The sequence below is a fragment of the Bdellovibrio bacteriovorus genome, from assembly GCF_025558485.1.
In the GTDB taxonomy this organism is placed as follows: domain Bacteria; phylum Bdellovibrionota; class Bdellovibrionia; order Bdellovibrionales; family Bdellovibrionaceae; genus Bdellovibrio; species Bdellovibrio bacteriovorus_G.
Map to the genome: position 1 here is coordinate 598,051 of NZ_CP102930.1, position 25,566 is coordinate 623,616.

Below are 25,566 nucleotides of genomic sequence, written 5' to 3' on the forward strand. Positions count from 1 at the left end.
TTTCAAGACACCGCTTTGACTTCAGGGAAGGTCCGGTCAGACCGATAAGTTCTGCATGACAAGTCTTGCCCGCTATCATGGCCGATCACCTCGCTACATCCTCAACACAGAGGATGAAAGTCTGGTGCGTGTTGCGGGCCCCAAGCAAATCCCCTGGGAAGAAGGTACGGAAATCAAGAATGTCTCCTTAACCGGGCTGGCATTCACGGCGCCCGATGATCTTTGTCCCCTTCTGGGAGAAGTCGTTAAGATTCAATTCACACCGCCGGGTTCAAGACAGATGGCCTGCTATGGCATTGTCACCCGTCTGGAAAACATTTCAGATTCACAAATGCTGGTGGGAATTCATTTTTATAAACTGGAAATGCAACAAAGAATTGTTCTGGCGCAGGGGCTGGCTCGTCGCTTTAAAGAAAGTCAGGAACGAGGCCAGATCGACGATATGCTCAATCGCCCGCGCAGCAATGTCAGTCTGGCAAATCTGCCGCAACTGGTGTTGATGGGAATGCTGGCGACCCTTTGGTGCGCCAGCATCTGGATGCTTCTGCGTTTTGAATACGTTGGACTTTACCAGATGATCCTGAGCTGGTTGTCCTGAGTTACTTTACTTCACTTCACAAGTGACAGCATATTCTGTGGAAGCATTTCCAGCCGCGCCCATATCAAGCAAAACACCGGACATTTTCTGATCTTTGGCTTCGACACTTAGCTCCAGCCCCTTGGCATTGGTCAGGTCGATCATGGTGACCTTCAAAGAGGAGGCTGTTTTTTCAGTGTCGGCAACCATAATATCCGCACCCGTACTATCAAGGCCGCTGACACGCACACCGATCACTTCGGCCCCCACAGACTGAAGCTCAATTTGCACCTTTTGATCCGCCGTCCGACAGACCAAAGATTCCGCCATCGCCCACTGCGCACCCAGGGTTAACAACATCATCACCCACACTGATTTTTTCATGAAAGCTCCTTTACTTTGATATCTGCCCATCAAAGCAAATTCTTCGCCACGGCAAAACCAGCTCATAAGCCCGTATTAAGATCTAAGATGTGTCCCTCTGTACAAGCCCTGCACACCGGGCCGGAAGCGTCACCTCCGTCCGGTGTTTCGCGCGACACAGTCCTTGGGAAGGCTAACCGAAGTATTCTTCTTTCAGTCGCTTAAAGGCAAAATCCATGAAGCGTTTGACCTTCTGGGAGGTCTCTTTCGTATCAGGAGACACCAGACTGACCGGCACCTCGTCACTGCGCAGATTTTTATGAATATGCACCAGACGGCCGTCGCGCAATTCTTCCTTGCACAGAAACTCCGGGATAAATGCATAGCCTTTTCCCAGCACGGCCATCTTTAAAAGCATCGCAGGATTGTTGGCGCTTAAGACCGGATTGATCTTAAGCACCAATCTCTTGCTGTCTGTGGCCCGCACCACTTCCAGCTTGGGATTTTGGGTCATGGCCAAATACGGGGCCGTGCTCAGCTTTTCCAGATCTTCAGAAACACGATAACGCTCCAGAAAACCCGGCGATGCGATAAGAACACTGCGCACGGTTCCGATCTTACGAGCCTTCAGAGAACTGTCCTTTAAGTTCCCTATACGAATCCCCACATCGACGGATTCCTTCACTAAATCCACATAGGCCTGTGTCAGGTAAAGATCAAAACGCACCCGCGGATACTGGCGAGTGAACTCGTCCAAAATCAGCGGCAACTGTTTCACTCCCATGTCGTCCGAAGCTGTGACCTTGATCACTCCGGAAATTTCGCTGGTGGATTCACTGACCTCTCCACTCAGGGTTTCCAAACCTTCAATCAGACCGCGGGCACGCTCGTAATAAACCCGTCCCATTTCGGTCAGTTGGAACTGACGCGTGGTTCGGTAAATCAGCTGAACCCCCAGGTCTTTTTCCAAGGCCGACAACCTGCGGCTGACCCTGGATTTCGGCTGCTTTAGGACCTCGGCGGCCTTAGTAAAACTGCCTGCCTGTACAAGTTTAACAAATGTCCGTATCTGATTGAGATCGAATTGTTCCATATACGCAACAGTTTATCCCGAATATGTCACCTTACGCAATAATCAAAATCGCTCGATACTAAACCGGTCGAACAAACAAAAAAGGAGACATTACATGAAATCACTTATTCTTTCCTCTCTGGTAACTCTGGCAAGCCTTTCTGCTTTTGCAGGTCAAACCATCCCTGCGGGCAGCTACAGCATCGACCCGGCTCACTCAAAAATCGGTTTTGAGATTCCTCATCTGGTGATCTCGACTGTTGAAGGTCGCTTTGCAAAATTTGACGGCACGCTGGTTGTGGATTCCAAACTGGAAAAATCCAAGGCCAACCTGAATGTGGATGTTTCCAGTATCAGCACAGAAAACAAAGACCGTGACGATCACTTGAAGAGTGCGGACTTCTTTGACGTGGCAAAAAATCCAAAGATGACATTCGTCACAAAAAAGGTCGTCGGCACGCCGGAGAATCTGAAAATTGTTGGCGATTTGACAATCAAAGGTAAGACTAAAGAAGTGACCTTGGATGTGAAATATCTGGGCGATGTTAACGACGCTTACGGTAACAACAAGGTGGCCTTCACAGCGACAGGCAAAATCAATCGTAAAGATTTCGGTTTGAACTGGAGCAGTGTTGTTGAAGCCGGCCCGGTTGTTGGTGATGAAGTGACGCTGATCCTTAAGATCCAAGCTGGCAAACCAGCTGCCAAGAAAGGTTAAGTTTTATGTCAACCCTGATGCCTGTGCTTTTTATTGGCCACGGCTCTCCGATGAATGCACTCGACAAAAATCCCTTCACGGAAAAGCTAAACCAATTGGGGAAATCCCTTCCCAAACCACAGGCTGTTCTTTCTGTCTCTGCCCACTGGGAGACAGAAGGGACCAAGGTTCTGTATCACCCCGACCCTCCCACGATTCACGACTTCTATGGATTTCCCAAAGCACTTTTTGACGTCCAATATCCGGCACGCGGGCCATTGGGCATCGCCCATGAAACCCAGCGGCTTTTGCCTAAATCTGAACTCTATGACAAATGGGGCCTGGATCACGGCACCTGGTCTGTGCTGACGCATCTGTACCCGCATGCAGATATTCCGGTTTATCAAGTCAGTCTGGATGTGACCAAAACACCAGAACAACACATTGAAATGGGTCGCCTGCTAAGACCTTTGCGCGAACAGGGTGTGTTGATTGTTGGCAGCGGCAATATCGTTCACAATCTGCGTTTGCTTCAGTGGCGGGAACCCACCGCAAAACTGCCATGGGCTGAAGAGTTCGATGCAAAAATCAAAACCGCATTGGAAAACCGCGATGAAAAAGTTCTGACAGATTACGAGGATCTGGGCGAAAGTGCGACACTAAGTGTTCCGACCATCGAGCACTACCTGCCGTTGCTTTATGCTTATGGTGCTTCCACAGACAGCGACACCCTTTCCTATCCTTACGAAGGATTTTCAATGGGTGCCCTTTCCATGCGCTCGGTGATGTGGGGCCGTTAGTTAGGCATCAAGAGCTTCATTACCCACAGCCGCAAAGGCCTGTTTGGTTTTTTCCCGAACTTCATCACGAGTTTTGAACTTATCCATCAGCAAGTAAACCGCCGGAACCACAAACAGGGTCAAGGCCGTGGAAACCACTACGCCACCAATCAAACAAATCGCCATCGGGCGCATGGTTTCAGAACCTGCTCCGCGCGCTGTTGCTGAAGGAATGGCTGCGGCGATGGTCGCCACCGAGGTCATCAGGATCGGACGAAGACGGGTTGGACACGCTTCGGTCAGTGCATCCATCGCGGCACTCGTACCACGATCACGAACCGTGTTGGTGAATTCAATCAACAGGATCGAGTTCTTTTTCACGATACCCATCAACAGCAGCAAACCAATCATCGAGAACATGTTCAACGACTGACCCGTTATCAACAATGCAAAGAATGCCCCACTGAAACTAAATGGTAACGCCATCAGGATTGTGACCGGATCAATGAACGAATTGAACTGACTTGCCAGAACCATGTAGGCAATCACCAGCCCCATCACCAACGCAAAAAGCAAGCTCTGGAAGGATTCCTTGAAGGTCTTGGAGCTTCCTCCCTGATCAATCATGTAACCCGGTTCCAGCATCTTGCGGGCCGCTTCCTCAACGTAGGCCATGGCCGCCTGCTGGGACACACCCGGCTTCATATTGGCCGTAATGGTGATCGCCCGTTGACGGTTGGAACGGGAGATGGACTGCAAACTTGAACCCACTTCCTCTTTCGTCACACGTGGCAGCGGAATCAGATTTCCAACTGTGTTGCTAACGAATAAGGTCTTGATTTCATCCAGCGGATTTCCCTGATCCACCAGTTTGACTTTGATGTCATAGCGATGACCTCCTTGCGGATATTCACCCACCTTCACACCACCGATCAAAGCGCTCACAGTGGAGCCAATGGAAGCAATGCTGACCCCGTGATGAGCTGCGGAAATACGGTCCGGCTTGACTTGAATTTCCGGCATACCCAACAGGTAATTGGAATCCACGTCCACCATCAGTCCACTGTCCGTCATGGCTTTCATCATCTGTTCTGTGTAATTCGCAAGCTTACCCCAGTCAGAACCCAAAAGCGTAAATTCAATCGGATAGCCACGACCGCCAGAGAAACCCTGCTGCGACAAGTCCATCAGGACCGGACGCATGTCTTCAATCTTGGCCAGATTGGTACGAGCCACCTGCATAAATTCCTGTTGCGACAGAATCTTGCCCGTTGCCGGGTCCACCCCACGATCTTTCTTTTCTTTCAAGGTAATAAACATCATCGTGACGTTGGCATCCGAAGCACCTCCGCCGAAACCGCCCAAAGCGGCATAAACCTGCTGCACTTCCGGACGGGACATCAACCACTTTTCAGCCTTCTGCGTCTGCTGATCCGTGTAAGCCAGGGAGGTTCCCACCGGCATAATCAAACGCGCCATAAAGATGCTTTGATCCTGCGCCGGACTCATTTCTTTATTCAGAAATTTGATAGAGACAAAGGACACCGCCACAAACACCAAAGAGCCAATCAGAACTTTCCATGGGTGGCGCAAAGAAGCACGCAACCAACGGTCATAACCCACGCGCGTGCCTTCCATGAACGCTTCAAAACCTTTACCCAGTTTTGTTTTTCTTTCACCATGGTGAACAAAGCCCGCACAACGCATCGGCGTGATCGTCAGGGATTCAACCAGCGACAGGAAGACTGCGATGGAAATCGTCACCCCGAACTGCATGAAGAACTTCCCGATAATCCCTTTCATGAAGGCCACCGGAAGGAAGATCGCAATAACGGCCGCAGTGGCAGCCATCGCCGCAAACGAAATTTCACGCGCACCCAGAATCGCAGACTCAATGCGTCCCCGCCCGTTTTCGTTATACCGGAAGATATTTTCCAGAACCATGATGGCATCATCCACGACGATACCAATGGCCAAAGTCAGCCCCAGCAAGGTGAACGTGTTCAAGGTATAACCCAGGAAATAAAGACCGATAAAGGCCCCTAATAACGAGGTCGGGATGGACAGCAGGACGTTAAATGTTGCCGACCAGCTTCCCAGGAACATCCAGCACACGATGGATGTGAAGATCACCGCCAAAACCAAGTGATGATTCAGCTCGCCCACGGATTGTTCGATGAATTTTGTACTGTCGAAGTTCACCTGAATGTTCATGCCCTCGGGCAATTGCTTTTGGATTTCGACAATCTTTTCTTTTACTGCGCGGGCCACAGAAACAGCATTTGTTCCACGCTGCTTACGAATCCCCAGACCCAACGCCGTTTTGCCATTGAAGCGGGACATTTTTTCAATCTTGTCCAGGCCCATGCTGGCATCGGCCACCTGGGAAATACGCACCATGTTCGTCGGGTCAGCCACGGCACGACCGCCACGCTTGCTGACCACGATGTTGCGGAATTCCTCTTCGGTCTTAGCTTCCCCCATTGTGCGGACGTTGAAAGTTTTTTTGTCTGTTTGGATATAACCACCCGGAACTTCCGAGTGTTCACTGCGGATGGCATCCATCACGTCGTTCACAGAGATATTATAACGAAGCAGGTCTTTCGGGCGCACATGCACGCGCATCACCGGATCAGTGTAACCGCCCAGGAAGATATCACCGACACCTTCAACCGTGGTGAAACGGTCTTTCAGATAGTCACGTGCATAGCGCATCATGAATTCAGGATCGTTTTTATCGTAAGTCAGGGCCAGCCACAGAATTGGCTGATCATCCGGATTGGTTTTGGAAATTGTCGGCGGATCCACATCATCAGGAAGCAAACGCTGAATGCCTGAAATTTTTGCCTGAACGTCCTGAACCGCCAGATCGATATTGCGATCCAGATCAAATTCCACGGTGATGCTGGCTGTGCCCGTTTTACTGTTGGACTTGATGGATTCGATACCTTCCACCGTCATCAGGGCACTTTCAATAGGGTCCACCACCTGAGTTTCCATAACTTCAGGGGCTGCCCCACTCAGCGTGACGCTTACGGTCACGGTCGGGAAATCCACGTCTGGCATCTGACTGACGCCCATGCGGGAAAAGGAGATCAATCCGAATATCATCAGACCGAACATCAACATCCACGCAAATACAGGATTCTTAATAGAAATATCGGATAACCTCATGCTCACCCCTCAAAATTTACTTAGCCACTCTAGGTAAAGCCTTGAAATTAGTCATCAGCTTTTCTTTCAACACAACGCTCTCAAAGCCTTGAAATGATAGGATTTATAAAGGATGCCGAAGCACCTTACTGGAGGGTTGACAGCCCCCAACACGCAGTCTATTCCTGACGCACATTTATTCAGGGGTGACAGTATGAAATGGGGACTTCTTTTAACCGTTCTTTTCTCTTCCGTTGTTTGCAGCGCTCAAAGTTTGAAACAACAAGCCGTTGCTGAAGCGAAATTTGAGGGACTGGAAAGAACCACTGCCACAGACGCTCAAGTTCAGGGCATGCTGACTTTGCAAGACCCCCGCCCGGAAATCATCACACGCAGCTGGAAATATTCCGCAGCCTTGTCTGTACAAAGCTTCCAACCGGAAGGTTTCGCATCCAAAGACGGCTCCGGCACATTTGATCTTGGAAAAAATGGCTCTACAACAATGCCAGGTCTGGAGTTGGGAGTTCTAAGCCCCGCGTTCGCTACAAAACAAGTTCTATGGAAATTCGGTCTGCGCGCCAAAGGCAGTCTGGCATCCCAGGAAACCTCTGTGACTTTGCCATCCGGTTACGAAATCAATGATGCTCGTTTGAACACCACTTTGTTCAGCGGCGGACCGGTATTGAATGTGTCCTGGGACCGCCTGCGCTGGTTGTCCCTGAACGTTTCCCCGCAAATCGGCAGCCTGAGCTACACCCAGACCAGCGCCAATGATTTTGCCACTTTCTCCAAAACAGGCTCTTTCAATTCCATGACTTACGGACTTGATTTCCTGATCGGCAGCAAATGGTCTGTATTCACTGAATGGACACAAAGATCTCTTAAAGACAGCTCTGAAATCGCACTTCAAAAAGACAACTTTGAATTAGGGACAAAAGTAACATGGTAAAAGTTTTTCTCGCCTTCCTTAGTACGACCGCAATGCAGGGAGCTTATGCCCAAGCTCCCAAGGAAATTACTTTAAATCAACGAACTGTGGCTGAACTGGTTTTGAAGCAGGGTCTTCAGACCAAGGAAGTCAATCTGAAGTACCAGCAGTTCCGTCTGGCTCCGGCAGAAGCGTTGTCCAAGTATGACTGGACACTGAAGGCGGAAAGTGGATTTGAATACGATAAATCCGCTTCTTTGCTGACTTCTTCCGACCTCAAAGAAGACAAGTTTGAACGCTATAAAACAACGGTCAGCCTGAACAAACCGTTCACCACCGGAACCACATTGGGCCTGGAGCTAAGCCGTTTGTCACAAAAAGTGGACTATGACGGTTCGCCGACCAACCCGCCGCCAAGCGAGCAGACTCTGGACAGTGCAGGCTTGTTGCTGGAGCAGGCATTGCTTGGCAACTTCTTCGGGGTTGCGGATCGTGGCAACGTGAATGCGGCTGAGCTGACATATGAAGCGCAAACCATCACCCGCGCCAATGAACTGGAAGACGTTGTGATGGGTGCAATCCGCCAGTTCTGGAACACTTATGTTGCACAGGAAAATTTCAAAGAGTCCGTGGCATCCCGTGATCGCACAAAAAAACTGGTGGATGCGGTAAAACGCAAAACCTCTTTGGGTTATTCCAATCCCGGCGACCTGCCACAGATTCAGGCCGAATTTGAAACCCGTGAACAAAAGGTTAAGACATCTTCCACGGATTATCTGAACAATCTGGAAAACCTGATCACCCTGCTTTCTTTGGAACCGGGTACAGAGATCAAGTTCCAGATCCCGGCAGGCATTCCGGCTGTGCCGAAGCTGCCGACGAAAAAAGTGGAAGACCTGCGTTCTGTTCGTTCTCAGAAACTGAAAGTGGAAGCGGCATCTGAATCCCTGTCAGCAGCAGAATCAGAAAGCTATCCAACCTTGAACTTTGTCGGGAAGGTTTACACCACTGGTGTTGATGAAAATTCCGAAGGTTCTTATTCTGACGTGGTTTCCGGTTCCCGTCCGAAGTATTACATGGGTCTGCGCTTTGAATACAAATTCGGTTCTGATGTTCAGAACGAAAAGATCATCAATCGCAAGCTGACCAAAGACCTTGAATCCACCCGTTTAAGCCGCCAGTTGCTGGAAGCTGAAGACACGGAACTGCAGGCGCAACGTAAAGTGCAGTCCACTTACGCCGTCGTGCAAAGTGCCTTGAAACAAAAAGGCTACCGGGAAAAAGCTTCTCAAGAGCTGAATCGTTCTTACAACCAGGGCCGTACCGATATATCCATTCTGATTACGGCGATGAATAACTACTTTGACTCGGAAGTGCAGTACATTCGTGCGCTGGGCGACTATGCCATCGCGTTGAATGAATGGGCGGCCAGCCGTGACGAACTGATTCCGGACGACGCTGCGGTTTCAGATAAATAGATTTTAATTTTTATAGAGGGGTTGCTATGTTGAAAAATCTTATCCTTGCCATGACAGTTCTAAGCTTGTCTGCGTGTGCGTTTGATCAGGACAAAAACGCTGACAAACAACGCGAAAATGAAAGAAACCAGGCTTTGCAAAAAAGCTATAAGCCTGTGATCGGCACTTACAAAGGCACATTGACCACAGCTGACGGAGCTCAGGAAGTGGACCTTGTATTCTTTGACCTTAAAGTGGCCAACGGTAAAAACTCTGACGGTTCCACTCGCCTGGTGTCCCAGCTTCACGCCACTTTGAAAAAAGTCGGTGGAAACTTCGACTTCATCGTGGCTTTGACGGAAGAAACCGGCGCGATCTCTTTAGTGAATCTGAAAGACCTTTCCACGTTGGGTCGTGATGACATCCAAACCATCGACGCTCACGTTAATGGTGATAAAATTGTGGGCGAAGCCAAGGGAATTGCCGGTTCTATCGGTATTCTGGACGTGGTTCTGAAAACCCGTGAAAATTCCGGCAACAATTCCGGCCGCGAAGAAGTGGCATACTACGAGCGCATCCGTGCGAAGCTGAACACCATCGTGGGCACTTACAATGGCACCCTAAAACAGATGGGCGGCACCTTTGATGGTAAATTGGTGGGCATCACTGTGAAACTTTACATTCAGGAAGTTCCAAACGGCGCGATCACCATTCCAACTTTGATCGGTGATTTCAGCCGTGCTGACGATGCCAGCGGCACTGTCGCATTGAACCTGAAGGGCGAATACGACTTCGAGTCCAACCCGGCCCGCCTGACTTTGGAAGGCACTCCACGCTTTAACCCGGGCTCCAATTACAAAGCCACTATTTATGGCACAGTTGTAAATGGCGCATTTGCGGGCGATATGACAACAAGTGTGGGCTTCGGTGGTGGCAAGTTCACCCTGGAAAAACAACCTTAATTGTTCGGGAGTAAACCTATGAAAAAGCTTTTTGTGATCGTACTTGGATTTTTGGCTCAGCCTGCTTTGGCTTCAAGCGTGTCTTCAGTGGTAAGCTCGGTTGAGTACACTTACGATGTTCAGTGTGCTTACACTCGCGCTTCCAAAATGGAGTTCTGCTTTGGCTATATCTGCAAGTACAAAAAGTACTACTCCTGTGAAGGCCAGCAAAACGCTTTGGATTTGGTTCTGAACATCAAGACCATTCGCTATCCGGGGGAAGTTGCTGAAGAGCAAGTGACCAATTACTCTGTTGATTTCAAGTAATAAAAAAGGGGCTTTTTTTGAAAGCCCCTTTTCTTTTTCTATCTGACTTATCCCTGTCCCTGAGACTTCTTTTCCAGCTCGGCCCAGCGGGCATACAAAGCTTCAATCTTAGCCTGCAAATCTGAAATCTGCGCATACAGTTCCTGCACCTTGCTGGCTTGACTGACGACCTCTGGTTTTCCTGCTTCAGTCTGCAAATCCGAAAGTTTGGCTTCCAGATCAAAGATCGTGGTTTCCATATTTTCCAGTTCAAATTTTTCCTTAAAAGAAAGCTTCACCGGCTTGCCTGCGGCCGCTGCTTTTTCCACTTTCTTTTCCTTCTTTAACTCCTGCGCCTGAAGCTCTTTTTGTTCATCAAACCATTCTTCCCACTGCATGTATCCAGCGAAACGCTCCATCGTGGTTTCACCGTCGGGCTGCTTATGGAAGGCCAGAATGTCAGAGGCCACCTGATCCATAAAGAAACGATCATGCGTGACCAGAATTACTGCGCCATTGAATTCCTTCAATGAGTCTTCCAGTACGGTCAGCGTCGCCACATCCAGATCATTGGTCGGTTCATCGAGCACCAATACCTGGGCCTCATTCAGCATCAACTGGGCAATACGCAGACGGCTTTGCTCACCACCTGACAGCTTTTCAACCGGAAGATCCATTTGCTGACGGTTGAAAAGGAATCTTTCCAGATAACTACGCGCAAAAACGTACTGTCCCTGATAGTGAACATAATCCCCGTCCGGGCAGATGTTTTTAAGAACTGATTCCTTTGGTTTTAGAGTTTCGCGGTTCTGTTCAAAATAAGAGATCTTGAGTTTGTCAGCCTGAACCACACGACCGGAACTCGGCTGTTCCTGCTGCAACAAAATACGAATCAAGGTGGACTTACCGGAACCGTTATCCCCCAACAAGGCCAGACGTGTTTTCGGTGTCACCAGATAACTGAAGTCCTTAAAGAGCACGCGACCATCATAGGACTTCGTCACATGATCAACTTCGATTAACTTTTGCGGATTACGGTCGGTTTCTTTAAATTCAATTTTTACTTTGCGAGCGGCATTCTTCGCAGACAGTTCTTCCACATCCTCTTTCAAGGTGCCTGCCCGTTCAATACGCGCTTTTTGTTTGGTCAGACGGGCCTTGGCCCCGCGACGCAACCATTCGGTTTCGCGACGAAGAGTGTTTTTCATCGCCAGTTCTTTTTGTTCCTGGCCGGCCAGTAAAATCTCTTTAGCTTCGAGGAACTCAAGATAACCGCCAGTGGTGGAAATCAGATAGTTCGGATTCTTCGGGTCCAGATCAAAAATCTTATTCACGGTTCTTTGCAGGAATAAGCGATCGTGCGTGATCGTCAGCGTCGCAAACGGCGCACGGCTTAGGAATTCCTCCAACCACATAATACTGGACACATCCAGATGATTCGTCGGTTCATCGAGCAAAAGAAGTTCAGGCCCCAGCACCAGCTCTCGCGCCAGTGCCACGCGCTTTTTCCAACCGCCGGACAAATCCTGCACCAGAAAATTTTCACCGAACTGAGAAAGCTCCAAACGGGCAATCCATTCGTATGCCGCCCCGATGGATTCGTGTTCATCCTGACATTTGCTTAAGATAGCCTCCAAAATGGTTTCATTGGGCTTAAAAAGCGGTGTCTGCTCCAGATACCCCAGCCGCAAACCCTTCTTGGCGGTCACTTCACCCGAATCAGGGGACATTTTTCCCGCAAGAATTTTTAGCAGCGTGGACTTACCAGCTCCATTCGGGCCCACCAAGCCCACACGTTCGCCTTCCTCAATTCCAAGGCTGACATTCTTAAACAGGACCTTGCCTGCAAAGGATTTCTCTAATTTATGGGTATTAATAAGAAGCATGACCCAACTTACAGTTGATTCTCGATATCGGCCAGAATTTTCTCGATGGGCGTGATAAATTCGCCCAGACACTCATTTTCAAGGCAATGGCGCACTGATACATCAGTCGGAGCATCGCCAAATGTCGGGTCGTTAAAGTCGTTCTCACCACTGGAAAGAATGCCAATCAGCTTATTGCGGTCTTTGGAATAAATCGGAGAACCAGAATTTCCTTCAAAGACATCCAGCTCTGAAATCATCATTCCGTTGTTTGCATATGCAGAGCGAATTTTACCATCAGCCTTCTTCAGTGGGCTGCCCAAAGGATATCCCAGTGAGTAAATCTCGGCCCCTTCCCGTAACGCCACCATATCCGGTTGTGCCGCCGCCGCATTAACTGTTTCAGTTAGCTTCACCACCGCATAGTCCAACCCATTAGCAAAGTCATGGCGACGATGGCTGACTTTCTTGCAGTTAAATACTTCCATTTCAGACGCTGGCACATTCTTACGATAATTTCTGACAAAAACGGTATTTTCACATGTATGTTCGTCGGTGATACAATGGCCTGCCGTCAAAACCACATCGGATTTCATTAAAACACCTGAACAAAAAGCAAGATGACTTTGCTCTCCCCATTCCAACTCACTGCCGGTGGCATAGATTTCATTGATAAAATCGGTCTCACCGGACTCTTTGAAAAGCTCCCAGCTTTCACGGGAAACCAGTGCAAAGCTGCTTCCAAGGTTCAGCATCTCGGCTGAAACATCCCGAACAGAGTCATCTCCATAGATCACTCCCTGTCCGTGCTTTTCAGGGCTTGAAACAGAACCGGGCGTGGAGCTTCCTCCACACCCGAATAAGTTTAGCAGTAATGTCCCCATCAGGACGGCACGGACCAATTTCACTTAGTGTCCTTTGGTGAAATCCATTTCATCTGCGTGAGCTTCAGGCAAGTGGCCTTGTTCCCAGCGGGTTTCGATATTTTCAGCATCAACAGACTCAATGTCTGTTCCGATGGCTTTTACTTTATAAGTCGCAGTGGCGATCTCTTTATTAGCTCTATTTTCGATAGAGATACGCACCAGGGCATCCTGTCCAGCTTCAGACCATTGACGAACATCTCTTAGGTCAACTGTACCGTTAATCTCTTGAGTTGTATCACCCACAGTTACAAACTGTTTCAGACCTTTGAGTTTGGCATCACGACCAGTCAGGGAAATTTTCATCAAATCCTGATCCGGCGTCATCTGAATCGCCAAATCCAAGTGACGTGGTGACGTGGTGGACTTAGGGCGTGGCAACTTGGCAAACTCACCTTTTTTGAAGGCTGCAATATCAGACGCCTTTTTGCTTTCAAGGAAGTTCATAAGTTCAGAGTAAGTTACGCACTTCACTTCAGGTTTGGAACATACTTCATTAGCAAACTCAAAGAAAGTCTCGTAGTAAGCGCCACCCATCCATTTAGAGAAGTGATGACCAATATGAACCGGCGCACGATTGCCATAGTAGTTCGTATTGAAGTAACTGCGATAGATTTCAAGCATGTTTGCTTTCACTTTCGCTTTCTGCGCAGTGGAGACCGTATTCAAGCAGTCACGAGCTTTATTGGCCTTCACTGTTTGACCGTGTCTATCTGTAGTCATCATCTGCATTGTCTGAGGTTCTTCCTTCAAAACACGGGCAGAGTCACGAACGCAATAGTTATAATCCATGGAAATCCAGCGACGAGATCCACCCGGTTCCGGAACTTCAGCCAACGGGAAGTTCCAGGTTCCATACTCGTTTTTCTCAGGCCAGTAATTCGGCATGTTCAACTTGGAAGTATCATATCTAATACCGAATTTAGGAAGATTCGGCCACAAACCATCACTTACACCCAAAACAGGCGCACGGAAACCATTCATGTGATTACGGAACAAGAGACCCGGCTGTTCTTTCGGGCGGATTTTATTCAAAGAGAAAACATTGTCCACGATGTAGTAGAATTGCTGGAACTCAGATTTCCAGTCTGCCTCGGACCAGCGCAAGTCCCACTTCCATTTAATGTTGCCACCTGAATCACGCACGCATTTACGCGTAACAGAGGACATTTCACACTCTTTGTATCCTGCATCGAAGTGTCCAACGGCATGAGAGCCAATCTCATGACCTTCACGATAAGCATCATTCATCTGATCAATACGCTGGGAAATATCCTCACGGTCATCACCCCAGCCAATTGCCGATCCACGATTTCTTGTAGCAACCACATTATTCTTAGAGTCCCTGGTCAAGCGCATTCCCGGTGGATTGTAGGTGGTTTTATTTTCTGGGCTCAGCAAGTACACCGGATTGATAAAGAAAGTAAAACGAGTGTCCACTCCACGATCTTTTCTCATCTGAGAATAGTCACGGGAGTACTGCCAAACGTCGTTGTTGTAAGAGCCGTCAAAAGCAAACAGCACAAACTGTGGTGGTCTTTCCACCTTATGACTTTGCGCCCACGCAAAGTGCTGTGTGAACAAAGACAACGTCACAAGACCTTTTGCAATCAAACTTCTCTTAGACATTTAAGCCTCCCAATTGTTTTCTATTTCACAATGGAAGGTTTGCAACGCCTATGCCTGCGAAATCATGGGGTTTGAGCCTAAATTGCTGTCTAGAGATTAAACAAAGAACAATTCTCGTCTTTCACTGTTTTGAAATGAGACAGTCAATTCCTGCCGGATGACCATATGAGATCAGGGGGAATATCCTTTTCAGGCTCCTCCTCATACTCGTCCGTCAAGGGAGGAATACTATCTGGCCGAGTTAGGAGTGCCGCCTTCCATGGAATTGATTCCCCAAGAAGGTCTTCGTCCTTTACTCCTGCCAAATACGGAAAGGTCACGCCCGAAAAGTCTGCCTTTCCGGAGCAGTAGAAGCTTGTGAAAAAGTAGATAACATCAGCCTCAGCAAGTATTGGACGCACTTCCCGAGGATAATACCTACTCCAAGAAGCAACCTTCCCCTCGAGTGTCTTAATAATTTCAAATCTCGACTTTTTAATCCCTGAAGCTGTGATAATTTTTTGTACCCGATCATCTTCGTCAAGATTGTCGCCACAAGGCTCATGGTCACTTCGACCAGAGGGAGAACACTGCCCCACCTTTAAGAACTCGTTATCTTCAGACCAGGCAATTCTAATCAGTAATTCCGGAGCTAAAAAGATTCCGGAGTTATCAATATTCCACATAGTAGTTTTCAAATTCGGCTGATAGCTAAGATAGCCCAGCAGGGCCGGAGCTTCAAACAATGCCTGAAATTGCCTGATAAGCTCTGCCTCATATAGCATTTGAATGTTCGAAGAACTTAACCTTTGCTCGCAGCGAACTTTTCTTAAGAAATTGATTATTGCTTCGGAACCGGCAATCTCACCCAACTGGACACTCTGTATGACTTGCGACTGCACGAATAGACAGGATAACCCCGTCCTATCAACTGCTGACAATGCCGCATCCATGTTTCCAGCAACTACTTTTTCCAGAATTTCTTTTATCTTCTTTAAATAAAATTCCAGCACGAAAGCCGTTGTCTCATTAACACCATCAGTTTTGATCTCCCGCAACTTCCGGGCATGATTTAGCAACCTCAAAAGATCCTGATGACGTCGCCTTAACGCATTCTCGTCAAACGAAACCTGTTCACTCCCCAAGTTATACGGGCCCACAGACCTGTCTATCAAAAATTTTGCAATTTCCAAACTGTCCGACCTTACGGCCAGGCCCAACGGGGTCTCTGCCAGTCCAGCAAAGGAGTATTCAGATATTTGCAGCTTCTGTAATTCCCGCTCGACTATTGCAACATTACCTGAACGAACTGCAGCAAGCACATTCTTCTGCTGTAAAGACGCCACAGGATCAGCCGCCTGTCTCACAATTAAATCGCTATTGTCGTAAGAATCTTTACCAAAGGAACAGGCTTGCAAGGCCAGAATTACAACCAACAGAAAGAGAACTCTCATCATTGACTTCTCCTTTCCGGAAGACTGCAAAGTTCCGCGCGAAACTTTTCCCCGTCAGCCTGGCTGAGGCCGGTGGAGCTTGAGTCAAGAGAGCGTCCGCTATACAGCTCCTGGAATTGCGCCTTCGACAAACGGACATCAGGGAACTGATAGCGGAACAACGCCCACATACTGGCAATGTTCTCGTCATTCTCTGAACAATACTTTTTTTCCTCTCCACAGTACTGGCCAGCCCCATTTAACCCCTCTGAGAACACATACGGATATGAGTATGCACCGACCTCCGGGTTAATCAGTCTGGTTGCAACATCCAGCCACTTATCAAAAGAGGTATCATTCTGAAAGCACGGCTTTTTTAACATGAGCATAGTCACGGGACTGACTTCCACATGACTTGAAATAAGTCCCATTTGATCTGAATGCCAGCCACCCGCAGGAACCATGATGCTGATTGTTGTAAGCTTCTTCAGGGTCATCAGCGTTGCGAGAAAGCTCGTATCCTTAAATGCGGATTGGAACTGATAGAAGTATTCAAAGCTAATCCATTCAGAAATTTTCTCCAGAGAAAAACGATCCTTATATGGGGAGCAGACTTTACTATTAACGACTTCCAAAAAAACTGATTGTGTGGATGCGCCTGCGGTATAAATGCTCTTCACAAGGGTGTCAGCGAGATCTTCACACCCTCCCGGCCCCAATTGGTACTCTTCAAGGCGTGCGTAAAAGACTGCCAAGCCCTGCCGGTGACTTGCAATAATATCGTCAAAGCTCTCTTTTTGAGCAGACTTGATAAGACTATTCAGCTCCTGATCATATCCAATCTTCTCACGGCTATCCTGATTCAGGACAAAGGGGCTGTGACCGCTGATCAGTAAATAGCTTAAAATTTTGGTTTTCTTGTATTTAATAGCGAAATCAATTGCGCTGGCAGATGTGTTTTTTGCAAGGCCATCGACTTCGCTCTTTCGCTCAGCCAACTGCTCAATAGCCGCTTCTTCATCCTCACCTGCAATGATCTCTTCTATGCTTGGAAGGACAAGCGGGCGTGCCTTTTCTTCAACCACAATCACTTGGGCATGGCCGGACGCCGGGTTCTTTTTAAAAGAACACCCCCCCGTTGCCAGCAGCAACAGAGTTAAGATTCCGGATATGACAAAACGACCTGACACTTCCATCGCTGCGCTTATCTGCAAGCCTCATTCCCGCGCCATGCCCGGTTCAAATGGTTAATGCTGTAAATCGGTTAACCACGGTGACATTTCCTGTTCCGCACGCGAACACTGGACCTTGGGCGGAAGTTTGGAACAGTAAAACATCCAAAGTCCTGACGAAAATCAAAAAAAACTTCCGATTCAGTCTTCCACAGTTAAACTGAACTTAATGAGAATACAGATCGTTGCTTTACTAACTACATTTATTGGCGTGTCTTTTTTAAATTCTGAAGCTTTCGCGGCAATGACTTGCAACCGAAAGCAGTCAGCCACCAATTGCATGGTCTGCAATTGCTACCATGAATCCCGGGGCGAAGCCTTCGATGGCATGGTGGCCGTAACCAAGGTCGTCCTGTCCCGTATGGAAGCCAACGCGCACCCTGATACCGCCTGCGGTGTTATTTATGAAGACAGTCAGTTCAGTTGGACTCAGGATAGACATCCAAATAATATTTCCCCCACCCGAAGTGACGACAAAAAGGGTCTGGAGCAATGTAAAAAGGCGGTTGCTCTGGCAGTCAAGGAAGGCCCCAATGATATCATCTATTATTACAATCCTCAGGTAGCCCGCCCCTACTGGGCGCGAAGCATGACAAGATGTGGAGTCATCGACAATCATGCCTTCCTGGTTCCCCGTGGTGAGTCCTGCCCGAAAAAGCTGGGGGCCAACGGCAAAACCTCTCAGAAAAAAACCAGCGGTGGCAGCAGCAGCAAAAAAAGCGCGTCAGGAGTTCGATAATGATAAAACCACTTGTTGCAACCCTTCTTTTTAGCACTCTTTGTAACGCGGCTCCGGTGGATGTTTCCAAAACAGACATGGCCGAAGTTGTTATTAAAGACGGAAACGCCAGAATCTCTTTGCCTGCAGAGGCAAAAAAAGCACTGATCAACTGGAATCCGGAATTTATTGTTTTCGATTTGAAGGACTACAGTGAATCTGTTCTAAACCTGATCAAAGAGGTCGAACCCAACGGTGTTCCCATGGCCTTCATCGCAGACTTGGACAATAACGGGGAAAAAGACATTGTTCTTCTGGGCAGTGATCTGCACCGTCAATATGCCGTGGCCCTGACAAAAAAGGACAAGACCTGGCAGGCCGTGGAGATCCATTCCTGGACTATAGCCAATATCAAATCCACGGTACTGCCAAAGATCGACAAATCAAAATCTGCCGAATCCGGCATTCCTCTGTATGTGCTGCCTGCTGATGGCGAACATGCAAAAAAATTGGGGAAAAAGATCGGAGTTCAGGTTGAAAGATATATGGGCTCTGCATCTGTCTATGAAATAAAAGACGGCAAAGCGGCTCAGGTCATTCTTCAGTAATTCATTTCATTCCAATCAGTACGAAATCCGTCATGTGGTTTCGTACTGAAAATGTCTCTGTTCCAACATATCCAGATAGTACTCACGGTCCACGAGCTTCCCACCCATGCTGGCAATCACAGGTGTAACCATCTGCACATCCATCCATTGATGTCCCATTTCTGACAGCACCTCAACCAGCCGCCATAAGGCAAGCTTCGAGGCATTGGGTTTTTTATAGAACATGCTTTCACCACTAAAAACACCTTCCACCAGAACACCGTAGATCCCACCGATCAGGATGTTGTTTTCTCGCACTTCAACCGACATGCAAAAACCCGCCTTGAAGAATTCCAGATAGGCGCGCTTCATCTGCGTCGTGATCCAGGTCCCGTCCTGTCCAGGGCGTGGCTGTTTGGAGCACTCTTCCAGCACCTGATGAAAATCCTTATTCACAGTAAAAGTAATTTCAGAATGACGACGGCGAAAACGCTTTAAACTTTCCGGCACATGGAAATCCTGAAAATCCAAGATCCCTCGCTGCTCAGGCGAAAACCACAGCATTGGCAAACCGGGCTGAGGCCACGGAAAAATACCCTTGCTGTACGCCGTATAAAGCGTGCCGACATCGAGCACTCCCCCAATGGCAATAATCCCCTCGGCCAAGGTGTCACGCGCATCCGGAAAATCGACCGATGAACGAAGCTTTCCCTGCATTATTTCAAAGCCTTGTAGATAAGACGATAGATCACTCCCGCCTTGTCATCGGAAACCAGCAAAGATCCATCCGGCATAACCTCAACATCCACCGGACGTCCCCACGCAGAATCCCCCTGCAACCAGCCGTCAATAAAGCCCTCGGTCTTTTCCACCTGCGAGCCGTTGATTTTTACAAATGTCAGACGATACCCCTGCGGGGCCGAACGATTCCAGGAACCATGTTCTGCCAGAATAATACTGTTGCGATATTCGGCCGGAAACATTTTCCCAGTATAAAAGCGCATTCCCAAAGGGGCCACATGCGCTCGCAGCTCCACCGCCGGCGCCACGTAATCGGCGCAGTTTTTACCCTTGCCAAATTCCGGGTCCAAAATATTCTTGCCATGACAGAAAGGGAATCCAAAGTTCTGTCCCGGCGCTGTCAGACGATTGACCTCACAAGGAGGACGGTCATCCCCCAGCCAGTCGCGGCCATTATCGGTGAACCAAAGTTCTTTGCTTTCAGGGTGAAAATCAAAACCGACCGTGTTGCGCACGCCCGAAGCCACTTCTTCTTTGGAAGTGCCATTCACGTCGATGCGGTAAATACGCGCGTAATCTTTGCCGGGATCACAGATATTACAATTGGCTCCGACAGGAACATACAGCTTGCCATCAGGTCCGAAGCGAATGAACTTCCAGCCATGATGCGTATCTGTGGGAAACTTCTGCGGCAAAGTGCGCAGAGGTTTCGCCGGGAGCTTGGCATTTGCATTGCCATCGTATTCATGAATGCTGGCAATTTCTGCGATATAAACTTTGCCATCTTTAAAGGCCACGCCATTAGGGCTGTCCAGTCCCTGCGCAAAAATCTGGGTCCTTCCATTCTTCACGACATACACTTTATCTCCGGAACGGGATCCGACAAACACGCGCCCGTCCGGCGCCTGCGCCAGAGATCTTGCCCCCGGAACCTGTGCCCAGACAGAAATGGAAAAGCCCGGTGGTAGTTTTAGTTTTTCCAGCGGGAGTTTCGCTCCAGCCCGACTTGTCAGAAGGGTCAATAGCAGAACACTGGCAAGTTTCTTCATACGTCCTCCTTTTATCGGGTGCAGATATCACACTTTCCACAAGGGGTTTGGTGATCATGCCCGAAGTAGCTGTAGATTCGGTTCATCCGGCACTCACTGTCCTGATTCGCCCACTGCACCATTTGCAAAAGCTTCGTGTTTTGTGCGCGCAAAATGGCTTCTCCATTTTCTGTAATAAATTGTTCATCCGTCGGAGCCTGCACGCAAGCATAAGGAAACGGATCATCGGACTTTTGCAGACAGCCCCAGCGCTCCAGAATACTGACGGCGGCTTCAGAACGGAAATCCCGGCGATTTCTAAAATTCATTTGTTCGCGAAGGAAGTCAAATCCCCCCTGATCCACCTGCATTCTTTTGTCTTCTATCAGTTGGTATATCTTGCGAATGAATTCAGGCTCCGGATGGGACCATTTCAAAAACTCCATCTGAATGCTGACATCGTCCTGATCGTACAGCAAATGACAGAAGGACTCCAACCCGTCACGTCCTGCGCGACCGACTTCCTGAAAATAAGATTCCAAAGAATTCGGAGTCTCGGCGTGAATCAACAGGCGCACATTGCTTTTATCAATCCCCAACCCGAAGGCCGGGGTTGCGACCATCAGCGGAGCCTCCTCGCTTTGGAAGGCCTTCTGATTGCGTTTACGCTCCTGAGGTTGCAAGTCACCATGGTACACCAGATGCTGAATGCCCATGCGATTCAATGATGACGAAATCTTCTTCAGCGTTTGAATCAAGGAACAATAGACAATCGCCGTGCCCCCAAACTGATGACGAAGCCCCACGATCGCGCGGATCTTTTCATCAAGGCCGTAAATGTCATGCACGTTCAAAGCCAGATTCGGCCGTTCAATCCCGGCGGAAATAATGGGCGCGTCCTCGATATTCAGTTTTTTTAGAATGTCTTTTTGAACCTCCGGTGTGGCCGTGGCGGTCAGAGCCAGCGTCGGAGGATTTCCCAGCAGCGCACGGAACTCCCCGACCCGGGAATAGTCCGGACGGAAGTCATGACCCCACTGGGAAATACAGTGGGCCTCATCGACGGCCAGAAGCTGGATCTGGCGTTTTTCAATAGCCTGAAGAAATTCGGATTTACGAAAGCGTTCAGGGGTCACATAAATCAGTTTATAAGCCCCTTGCGCCAACTTTGCCTGTCGGGATTCTCGTTCTTCGCGGCTTAAAGTGGAGCTTAAAAAGGTGGCAGAAATCCCCAGCTCCTGGGCTTTTTGCGCCTGATCCTGCATCAAAGCGATCAAGGGCGAAATGACCACCACAAGACCTTCCCGGGTTTTCGCCGGAAACTGAAAACAGAGACTTTTTCCCATTCCCGTCGGCATCAACGCCAGCAGGTTTTCATCTGCCCAAACTTTGCGCAGAATGGACTCTTGCTCGCCCCGAAAAGAAGTAAAAGGAAAGTTCGCTTTTAAAAGCTGAAGAAGATCGACCATAGTGCCGATCAGTCTACGCTACGAAGAAAGCAGGCGCAAAAGTTACATCAGCCCCCGCCCCGACCAAAAGGTACCCTGCGCGATCAAAAGGTACCTGCTTACTTTTGCAGAAGCGGCGCGTCGTGAATCTGGGCTAGAATCTTTTTTTGCACTTAGTAGTATTTGATGATAATTCGATTGCTTTCATAAATTTTGCTAATGAAAACAGCGGTTAAAACCATATAAACGAAGGGTAAAGATATGTCCAAAAATTGGAATATTGATATGGTCAGAAACATCGGTATCTCGGCGCACATTGACTCCGGGAAAACCACGACTTCTGAGCGTATTTTGTTCTATGGAGGTAAGATCCACGCTATCCACGAAGTTCGTGGTAAAGACGGCGTCGGCGCTACAATGGACTCCATGGATCTAGAGAGAGAAAAAGGTATTACGATCGCTTCTGCTGCGACTCAAGTTCAGTGGAAAGACTATACCATCAATTTGATCGACACACCGGGGCACGTGGACTTCACAGTTGAAGTTGAACGTTCTCTTCGCGTTCTTGACGGTGCGATCCTTTTGCTTTGCGGTGTTGCGGGCGTTCAGTCCCAGTCCATCACTGTTGACCGTCAGATGAAACGTTACAACGTACCTCGTTTGGCCTTCGTAAATAAATTGGACCGTCAAGGTGCCAATCCTTACCGTGTTACTGACGCTTTGATCGAAAAACTTCGTTTGAACGCTGTTATGATCACTATTCCAATTGGTCTTGAAGACCAGCACAGAGGTCACGTTGACCTTGTGGAAATGTGCTCTTACATAAACGAAGGTAAAGATGGTGAAAACGTTGTACGCGGCGAAATTCCACCAGACATGGTTGATCAAGCTAAGAAATACCGTCAGATCATGATCGGTAAACTTGCTGATATCGACCCTACCATCGAAGAAAAATTCCTGATGGAAGAAGAACCAACTCTGGAAGAGATTCGCGCTGCTATCCGTAAAGGCACTATCGGCTTGAAACTTGTTCCGGTTCTTTGTGGTTCTGCTTTCAAAAACAAAGGTGTTCAACGTCTTATCGACGCGGTTACTTTCTATCTTCCGTCCCCTGCTGAGAAAAAAGAGCAAGCTCTTGATCTTGATAAGAACGAAGAAAAGTTTGACCTTGTTCCAGACAACAACAAACCATTGGTTTCCCTGGCGTTCAAACTTCAGGAAACTCCATTTGGTCAGTTGACTTACATGCGTATCTACCAAGGTAAGATGGGCAAAGGTGACTTCGTTATCAATCAGACAAACAAGAAATCTGTTAAGATTCCTCGTTTGGTGCGTATGCACTCTGATAAGATGGAAGACATCGACACAGCTTACGCTGGTGACATCGTTGCATTGTTCGGTATCGACTGTGCTTCCGGTGACACTTTCTGTGATGACAAAATTCACGCGTCCATGCAATCCATGCACGTGCCTGAACCAGTTATCAGCTTGGCTGTTGCGCCTAAAGATAAAACTGCGGCAAACAACTTCTCCAAAGCTCTTCAAAAATTCCGTAAGGAAGACCCTACATTCCGCGTTCACCGTGACGAGGAATCCAACGAGACTATCATCTCTGGTATGGGTGAGCTTCACTTGGAGATCTACGTTGAGCGTATGAAGCGTGAGTTCAACTGTGAAGTTATCGTGGGTCAACCTCAGGTTGCTTACCGTGAGACTATCTCCGTTGAAGCTCCGTATGACTACACTCACAAAAAACAAACTGGTGGTTCCGGTCAATACGCGAAAATCGTTGGTAAGATCGTTCCACTTCCACCACAAGAAGACGGCTCTGTATTCAAATTTGAAAACAAAGTTGTCGGTGGTCGTATTCCTAAAGAATTCATCCCTGCGGTTGAAGAAGGCTTCAAAGAGCAGACTGTTAAAGGTCCTCTTATCGGCTTCCCAATTGTTGGTGTTGAAGTTGTTCTGGAAGACGGCGCGTACCACGATGTCGATTCCTCATACATGGCGTTCAAAATCGCTGGTATGGCGGCACTTCGTGAAGTTTACACTAACGCGAAACCAACTGTTCTTGAGCCAATCATGAAGCTTGAGACTACAGTTCCAGACGAATACCAAGGTGCAGCTGTTGGTCAAATCAACCAACGCCGTGGTTCTATCGTGGGTACAACTGCCTTCGAAGGAAACGCGGTTATCGAAGCGGAAGTACCACTGACAGAAATGTTCGGTTACTCCACAGACCTTCGTTCTGCTACCAAAGGTAAAGGTGAGTTCTCTATGGAATTCGCGAAGTACGCTCCAGTACCTCGTAACATCCAGGAAGAGCTTGCGAAGAAATACCAAGCTAAGCGCGCAGCTGAGCAGAAGTAATTGCTTCAAACTTCAAAGCCCGGTGGAAACACCGGGCTTTTTTTATGCCCTCAAACCAAGACCTTCGGACATCCCGTCTGGACCTAGGACTTCATCTGTCCCACCCCGTCTAAACAATCCCGCCTTTCATGCCGAAAAGTCCTGCGTATTATTCCGGAGCAACTTCTTGAAGGGACAACCATCATGGATCGCGATCAGCTTATCGCCGAAATCAAAAAACAACTGCAAGAAGAAATGAAGCAGTACACACAAACCCTGAAGGACAAGGTCCCTGCGGAACAGCGTGAACAGATCAAGGACGCCAAAGATGCCCTGACCACGCAAGTGAAAGAAAACCCCTGGGTCTCTGTGGGGATCGCCGCACTGGCGGGATTTGTAATTGCTCGCCTGCTTTACAAAAGAAAGGACGACTAGATGAACTTTCTTCTGCCCATCATTTCTTTCTTTATCGGCAACGCTAAAAGCCTTTTCAAAGAACCCGGCACTGCCATCACTCAACAGCTGGTTCTGCATCTTCGGGCCATCACTTTCGTGCTGGTTTCAACAATTGGCTCTCTGGCTTTAAGCTGTGTGGGACTATCACTATTTATTGCCAGCATCGCCGGGCAATTGGATAAGGGTGAAGAGTTTCAAATTTCCGGTGGTATGATCGTCTATCTTGGCATGACGGTGATTTCTGCCGGTGTTCTGGCTTACAGTCTGAATCGTAAAACATGGCTGAAGGCACTGGGCTTCGAAGAACGTCCTACGCCTCCCAAACAAAGCGGCGCTTTGGAAAATGCCGTCGCCCTGCTGGTGATGGACTACATCGAAGAACGCCAGAACAAACGAAATGAAAAACAGGAACAACAAGCGGGCTAAAGACCCGCTTCTTTTTTGCCCCAAAACCTGCGGGGCAATTTTACCTCGTAGCCTATTTTTCCCACCTGTACTATTGATTAAAACGAGCCTGGCGCTTCTGCCACCTGGCATATGCATTGCTTTTACGTCAAACCACAAAGAATGAGACCGTTGAACACTTCAGCGGTTAAAACGATATGAAAGGATTTTTATGAAAAGCATCATCGTCGCCTTGGCTCTTTTTGGATTTATGTCTGTGTCTCACGCGGAAGAGACTGTTGCTGAAAAGGCCAAAGAAACCGTAAATGACGTCAAACGCGCCGGAAAAAAAGCAGTAAACAGAGCAGAGGAAGCTCTTTGTACTGAAGGCGACGTAAAATGTCTGGCGAAAAAAGGTCAGAACCGCGTTGAAGAAGGTGCGGATTACGTGAAAGACAAAGTTGACGAAGCGACTGACAAAAAATAGTCGGTGCAAAAGAAAAAGGGCCGGAATATCCGGC

At 48.4% G+C, this 25,566-nt stretch carries 24 protein-coding genes; 13 read left to right on the forward strand and 11 right to left on the reverse strand.

From position 1 onward, the window contains the following. The first annotated feature begins 55 nt into the window (after window positions 1–55). A complete protein-coding gene (locus tag EZJ49_RS03060) occupies window positions 56–598 on the forward strand; it encodes a PilZ domain-containing protein (RefSeq protein WP_262554229.1) in 543 nt (180 codons plus the stop codon). 6 nt (window positions 599–604) lie between these two features. Here EZJ49_RS03060 and EZJ49_RS03065 read toward each other — a convergent pair whose 3' ends face one another. Both EZJ49_RS03065 and EZJ49_RS03070 read right to left on the reverse strand, forming a co-directional pair. Beyond that, a complete protein-coding gene (locus EZJ49_RS03065) occupies window positions 605–961 on the reverse strand; it encodes a hypothetical protein (protein WP_262554231.1) in 357 nt (118 codons plus the stop codon). 172 nt (window positions 962–1,133) lie between these two features. Beyond that, the gene (locus EZJ49_RS03070) at window positions 1,134–2,033 is read right to left on the reverse strand and encodes a LysR family transcriptional regulator (RefSeq protein ID WP_262554233.1); all 900 of its coding nucleotides are present in this window, start codon (window positions 2,031–2,033) and stop codon (window positions 1,134–1,136) included. 94 nt (window positions 2,034–2,127) lie between these two features. Between EZJ49_RS03070 and EZJ49_RS03075 the strand changes: the two genes are divergently transcribed. Beyond that, window positions 2,128–2,730 carry a YceI family protein gene (locus EZJ49_RS03075; protein ID WP_262554234.1) on the forward strand — a complete coding sequence of 201 codons (603 nt, stop codon included), beginning with the start codon at window positions 2,128–2,130 and terminating at the stop codon, window positions 2,728–2,730. Window positions 2,731–2,735: 5 nt separating this feature from the next. Further along, the gene (gene ygiD / locus EZJ49_RS03080; RefSeq protein ID WP_262554235.1) at window positions 2,736–3,509 is read left to right on the forward strand and encodes a 4,5-DOPA dioxygenase extradiol; all 774 of its coding nucleotides are present in this window, start codon (window positions 2,736–2,738) and stop codon (window positions 3,507–3,509) included. Here ygiD and EZJ49_RS03085 read toward each other — a convergent pair whose 3' ends face one another. Then, window positions 3,510–6,662: an efflux RND transporter permease subunit gene (locus EZJ49_RS03085; RefSeq protein ID WP_262554236.1), complete on the reverse strand. Its 3,153-nt coding sequence runs from the start codon at window positions 6,660–6,662 to the stop codon at window positions 3,510–3,512. Between the two features lie 193 nt (window positions 6,663–6,855). On the opposite strand from EZJ49_RS03085, the gene EZJ49_RS03090 reads away from it, so the two are divergent. From EZJ49_RS03090 to EZJ49_RS03105, 4 genes are read left to right on the forward strand one after another with little or no spacing between them, the layout of a single operon-like run. Then, the gene (locus tag EZJ49_RS03090; RefSeq protein ID WP_262554237.1) at window positions 6,856–7,590 is read left to right on the forward strand and encodes a hypothetical protein; all 735 of its coding nucleotides are present in this window, start codon (window positions 6,856–6,858) and stop codon (window positions 7,588–7,590) included. Beyond that, window positions 7,584–9,047, forward strand: a complete 1,464-nt coding sequence (locus EZJ49_RS03095) for a TolC family protein (protein WP_262554239.1) — start codon at window positions 7,584–7,586, stop codon at window positions 9,045–9,047. Before EZJ49_RS03090 ends, EZJ49_RS03095 begins: the two co-directional genes overlap by 7 nt. A gap of 26 nt (window positions 9,048–9,073) precedes the next feature. Continuing rightward, a complete protein-coding gene (locus EZJ49_RS03100; RefSeq protein ID WP_262554240.1) occupies window positions 9,074–9,988 on the forward strand; it encodes a hypothetical protein in 915 nt (304 codons plus the stop codon). Window positions 9,989–10,006: 18 nt separating this feature from the next. Next, window positions 10,007–10,294: a hypothetical protein gene (locus EZJ49_RS03105; protein ID WP_262554242.1), complete on the forward strand. Its 288-nt coding sequence runs from the start codon at window positions 10,007–10,009 to the stop codon at window positions 10,292–10,294. Window positions 10,295–10,341: 47 nt separating this feature from the next. On the opposite strand, the gene EZJ49_RS03110 is transcribed toward EZJ49_RS03105, so the two are convergent. The 5 genes from EZJ49_RS03110 to EZJ49_RS03130 form a co-directional block, all read right to left on the reverse strand. Next, window positions 10,342–12,159, reverse strand: a complete 1,818-nt coding sequence (locus EZJ49_RS03110) for an ABC-F family ATP-binding cassette domain-containing protein (RefSeq protein WP_262554244.1) — start codon at window positions 12,157–12,159, stop codon at window positions 10,342–10,344. Window positions 12,160–12,167: 8 nt separating this feature from the next. Then, window positions 12,168–13,046, reverse strand: coding sequence for a trypsin-like serine peptidase (locus tag EZJ49_RS03115; protein WP_262554246.1), 879 nt, complete (start codon window positions 13,044–13,046; stop codon window positions 12,168–12,170). Next, window positions 13,047–14,690, reverse strand: coding sequence for a hypothetical protein (locus EZJ49_RS03120; RefSeq protein ID WP_262554248.1), 1,644 nt, complete (start codon window positions 14,688–14,690; stop codon window positions 13,047–13,049). A gap of 143 nt (window positions 14,691–14,833) precedes the next feature. Further along, entirely contained in the window at window positions 14,834–16,126 is a 1,293-nt protein-coding gene (locus EZJ49_RS03125; RefSeq protein WP_262554249.1) for an ankyrin repeat domain-containing protein, read from the reverse strand. Beyond that, window positions 16,123–17,298, reverse strand: a complete 1,176-nt coding sequence (locus EZJ49_RS03130) for a hypothetical protein (protein ID WP_262554251.1) — start codon at window positions 17,296–17,298, stop codon at window positions 16,123–16,125. The genes EZJ49_RS03125 and EZJ49_RS03130 overlap by 4 nt, the downstream gene beginning before the upstream one ends. Before the next feature lie 205 nt (window positions 17,299–17,503). Here EZJ49_RS03130 and EZJ49_RS03135 point away from each other — a divergent pair, with 205 nt between their 5' ends. Together EZJ49_RS03135 and EZJ49_RS03140 are read left to right on the forward strand one after the other, a co-directional pair. After that, window positions 17,504–18,073 carry a cell wall hydrolase gene (locus EZJ49_RS03135; RefSeq protein WP_262554253.1) on the forward strand — a complete coding sequence of 190 codons (570 nt, stop codon included), beginning with the start codon at window positions 17,504–17,506 and terminating at the stop codon, window positions 18,071–18,073. Continuing rightward, window positions 18,073–18,660 (forward strand): hypothetical protein, encoded by a 588-nt coding sequence (locus tag EZJ49_RS03140; protein ID WP_262554254.1) that lies wholly within the window; start codon window positions 18,073–18,075, stop codon window positions 18,658–18,660. Before EZJ49_RS03135 ends, EZJ49_RS03140 begins: the two co-directional genes overlap by 1 nt. Before the next feature lie 30 nt (window positions 18,661–18,690). On the opposite strand, the gene aat is transcribed toward EZJ49_RS03140, so the two are convergent. From aat to EZJ49_RS03155, 3 genes are read right to left on the reverse strand one after another with little or no spacing between them, the layout of a single operon-like run. Then, a complete protein-coding gene (aat, locus tag EZJ49_RS03145; RefSeq protein ID WP_262554256.1) occupies window positions 18,691–19,356 on the reverse strand; it encodes a leucyl/phenylalanyl-tRNA--protein transferase in 666 nt (221 codons plus the stop codon). Beyond that, the gene (locus EZJ49_RS03150; protein ID WP_262554258.1) at window positions 19,356–20,429 is read right to left on the reverse strand and encodes a PQQ-dependent sugar dehydrogenase; all 1,074 of its coding nucleotides are present in this window, start codon (window positions 20,427–20,429) and stop codon (window positions 19,356–19,358) included. The genes aat and EZJ49_RS03150 overlap by 1 nt, the downstream gene beginning before the upstream one ends. Window positions 20,430–20,440: 11 nt before the next feature. Next, a complete protein-coding gene (locus EZJ49_RS03155) occupies window positions 20,441–21,877 on the reverse strand; it encodes a RecQ family ATP-dependent DNA helicase (RefSeq protein ID WP_262554260.1) in 1,437 nt (478 codons plus the stop codon). 240 nt (window positions 21,878–22,117) lie between these two features. Here EZJ49_RS03155 and fusA point away from each other — a divergent pair, with 240 nt between their 5' ends. From fusA to EZJ49_RS03175, 4 genes are all read left to right on the forward strand, one after another. Beyond that, a complete protein-coding gene (gene fusA, locus EZJ49_RS03160; RefSeq protein ID WP_262554262.1) occupies window positions 22,118–24,226 on the forward strand; it encodes an elongation factor G in 2,109 nt (702 codons plus the stop codon). A 183-nt stretch (window positions 24,227–24,409) separates the two neighbouring features. Further along, window positions 24,410–24,640 (forward strand): YqjD family protein, encoded by a 231-nt coding sequence (locus EZJ49_RS03165; RefSeq protein WP_262554264.1) that lies wholly within the window; start codon window positions 24,410–24,412, stop codon window positions 24,638–24,640. Beyond that, on the forward strand, window positions 24,641–25,087 hold the full coding sequence (locus EZJ49_RS03170) for a hypothetical protein (protein WP_262554266.1): 447 nt from the start codon (window positions 24,641–24,643) through the stop codon (window positions 25,085–25,087). Window positions 25,088–25,277: 190 nt separating this feature from the next. Continuing rightward, window positions 25,278–25,532 (forward strand): hypothetical protein, encoded by a 255-nt coding sequence (locus EZJ49_RS03175; RefSeq protein ID WP_262554267.1) that lies wholly within the window; start codon window positions 25,278–25,280, stop codon window positions 25,530–25,532. Window positions 25,533–25,566: the final 34 nt, after the last annotated feature.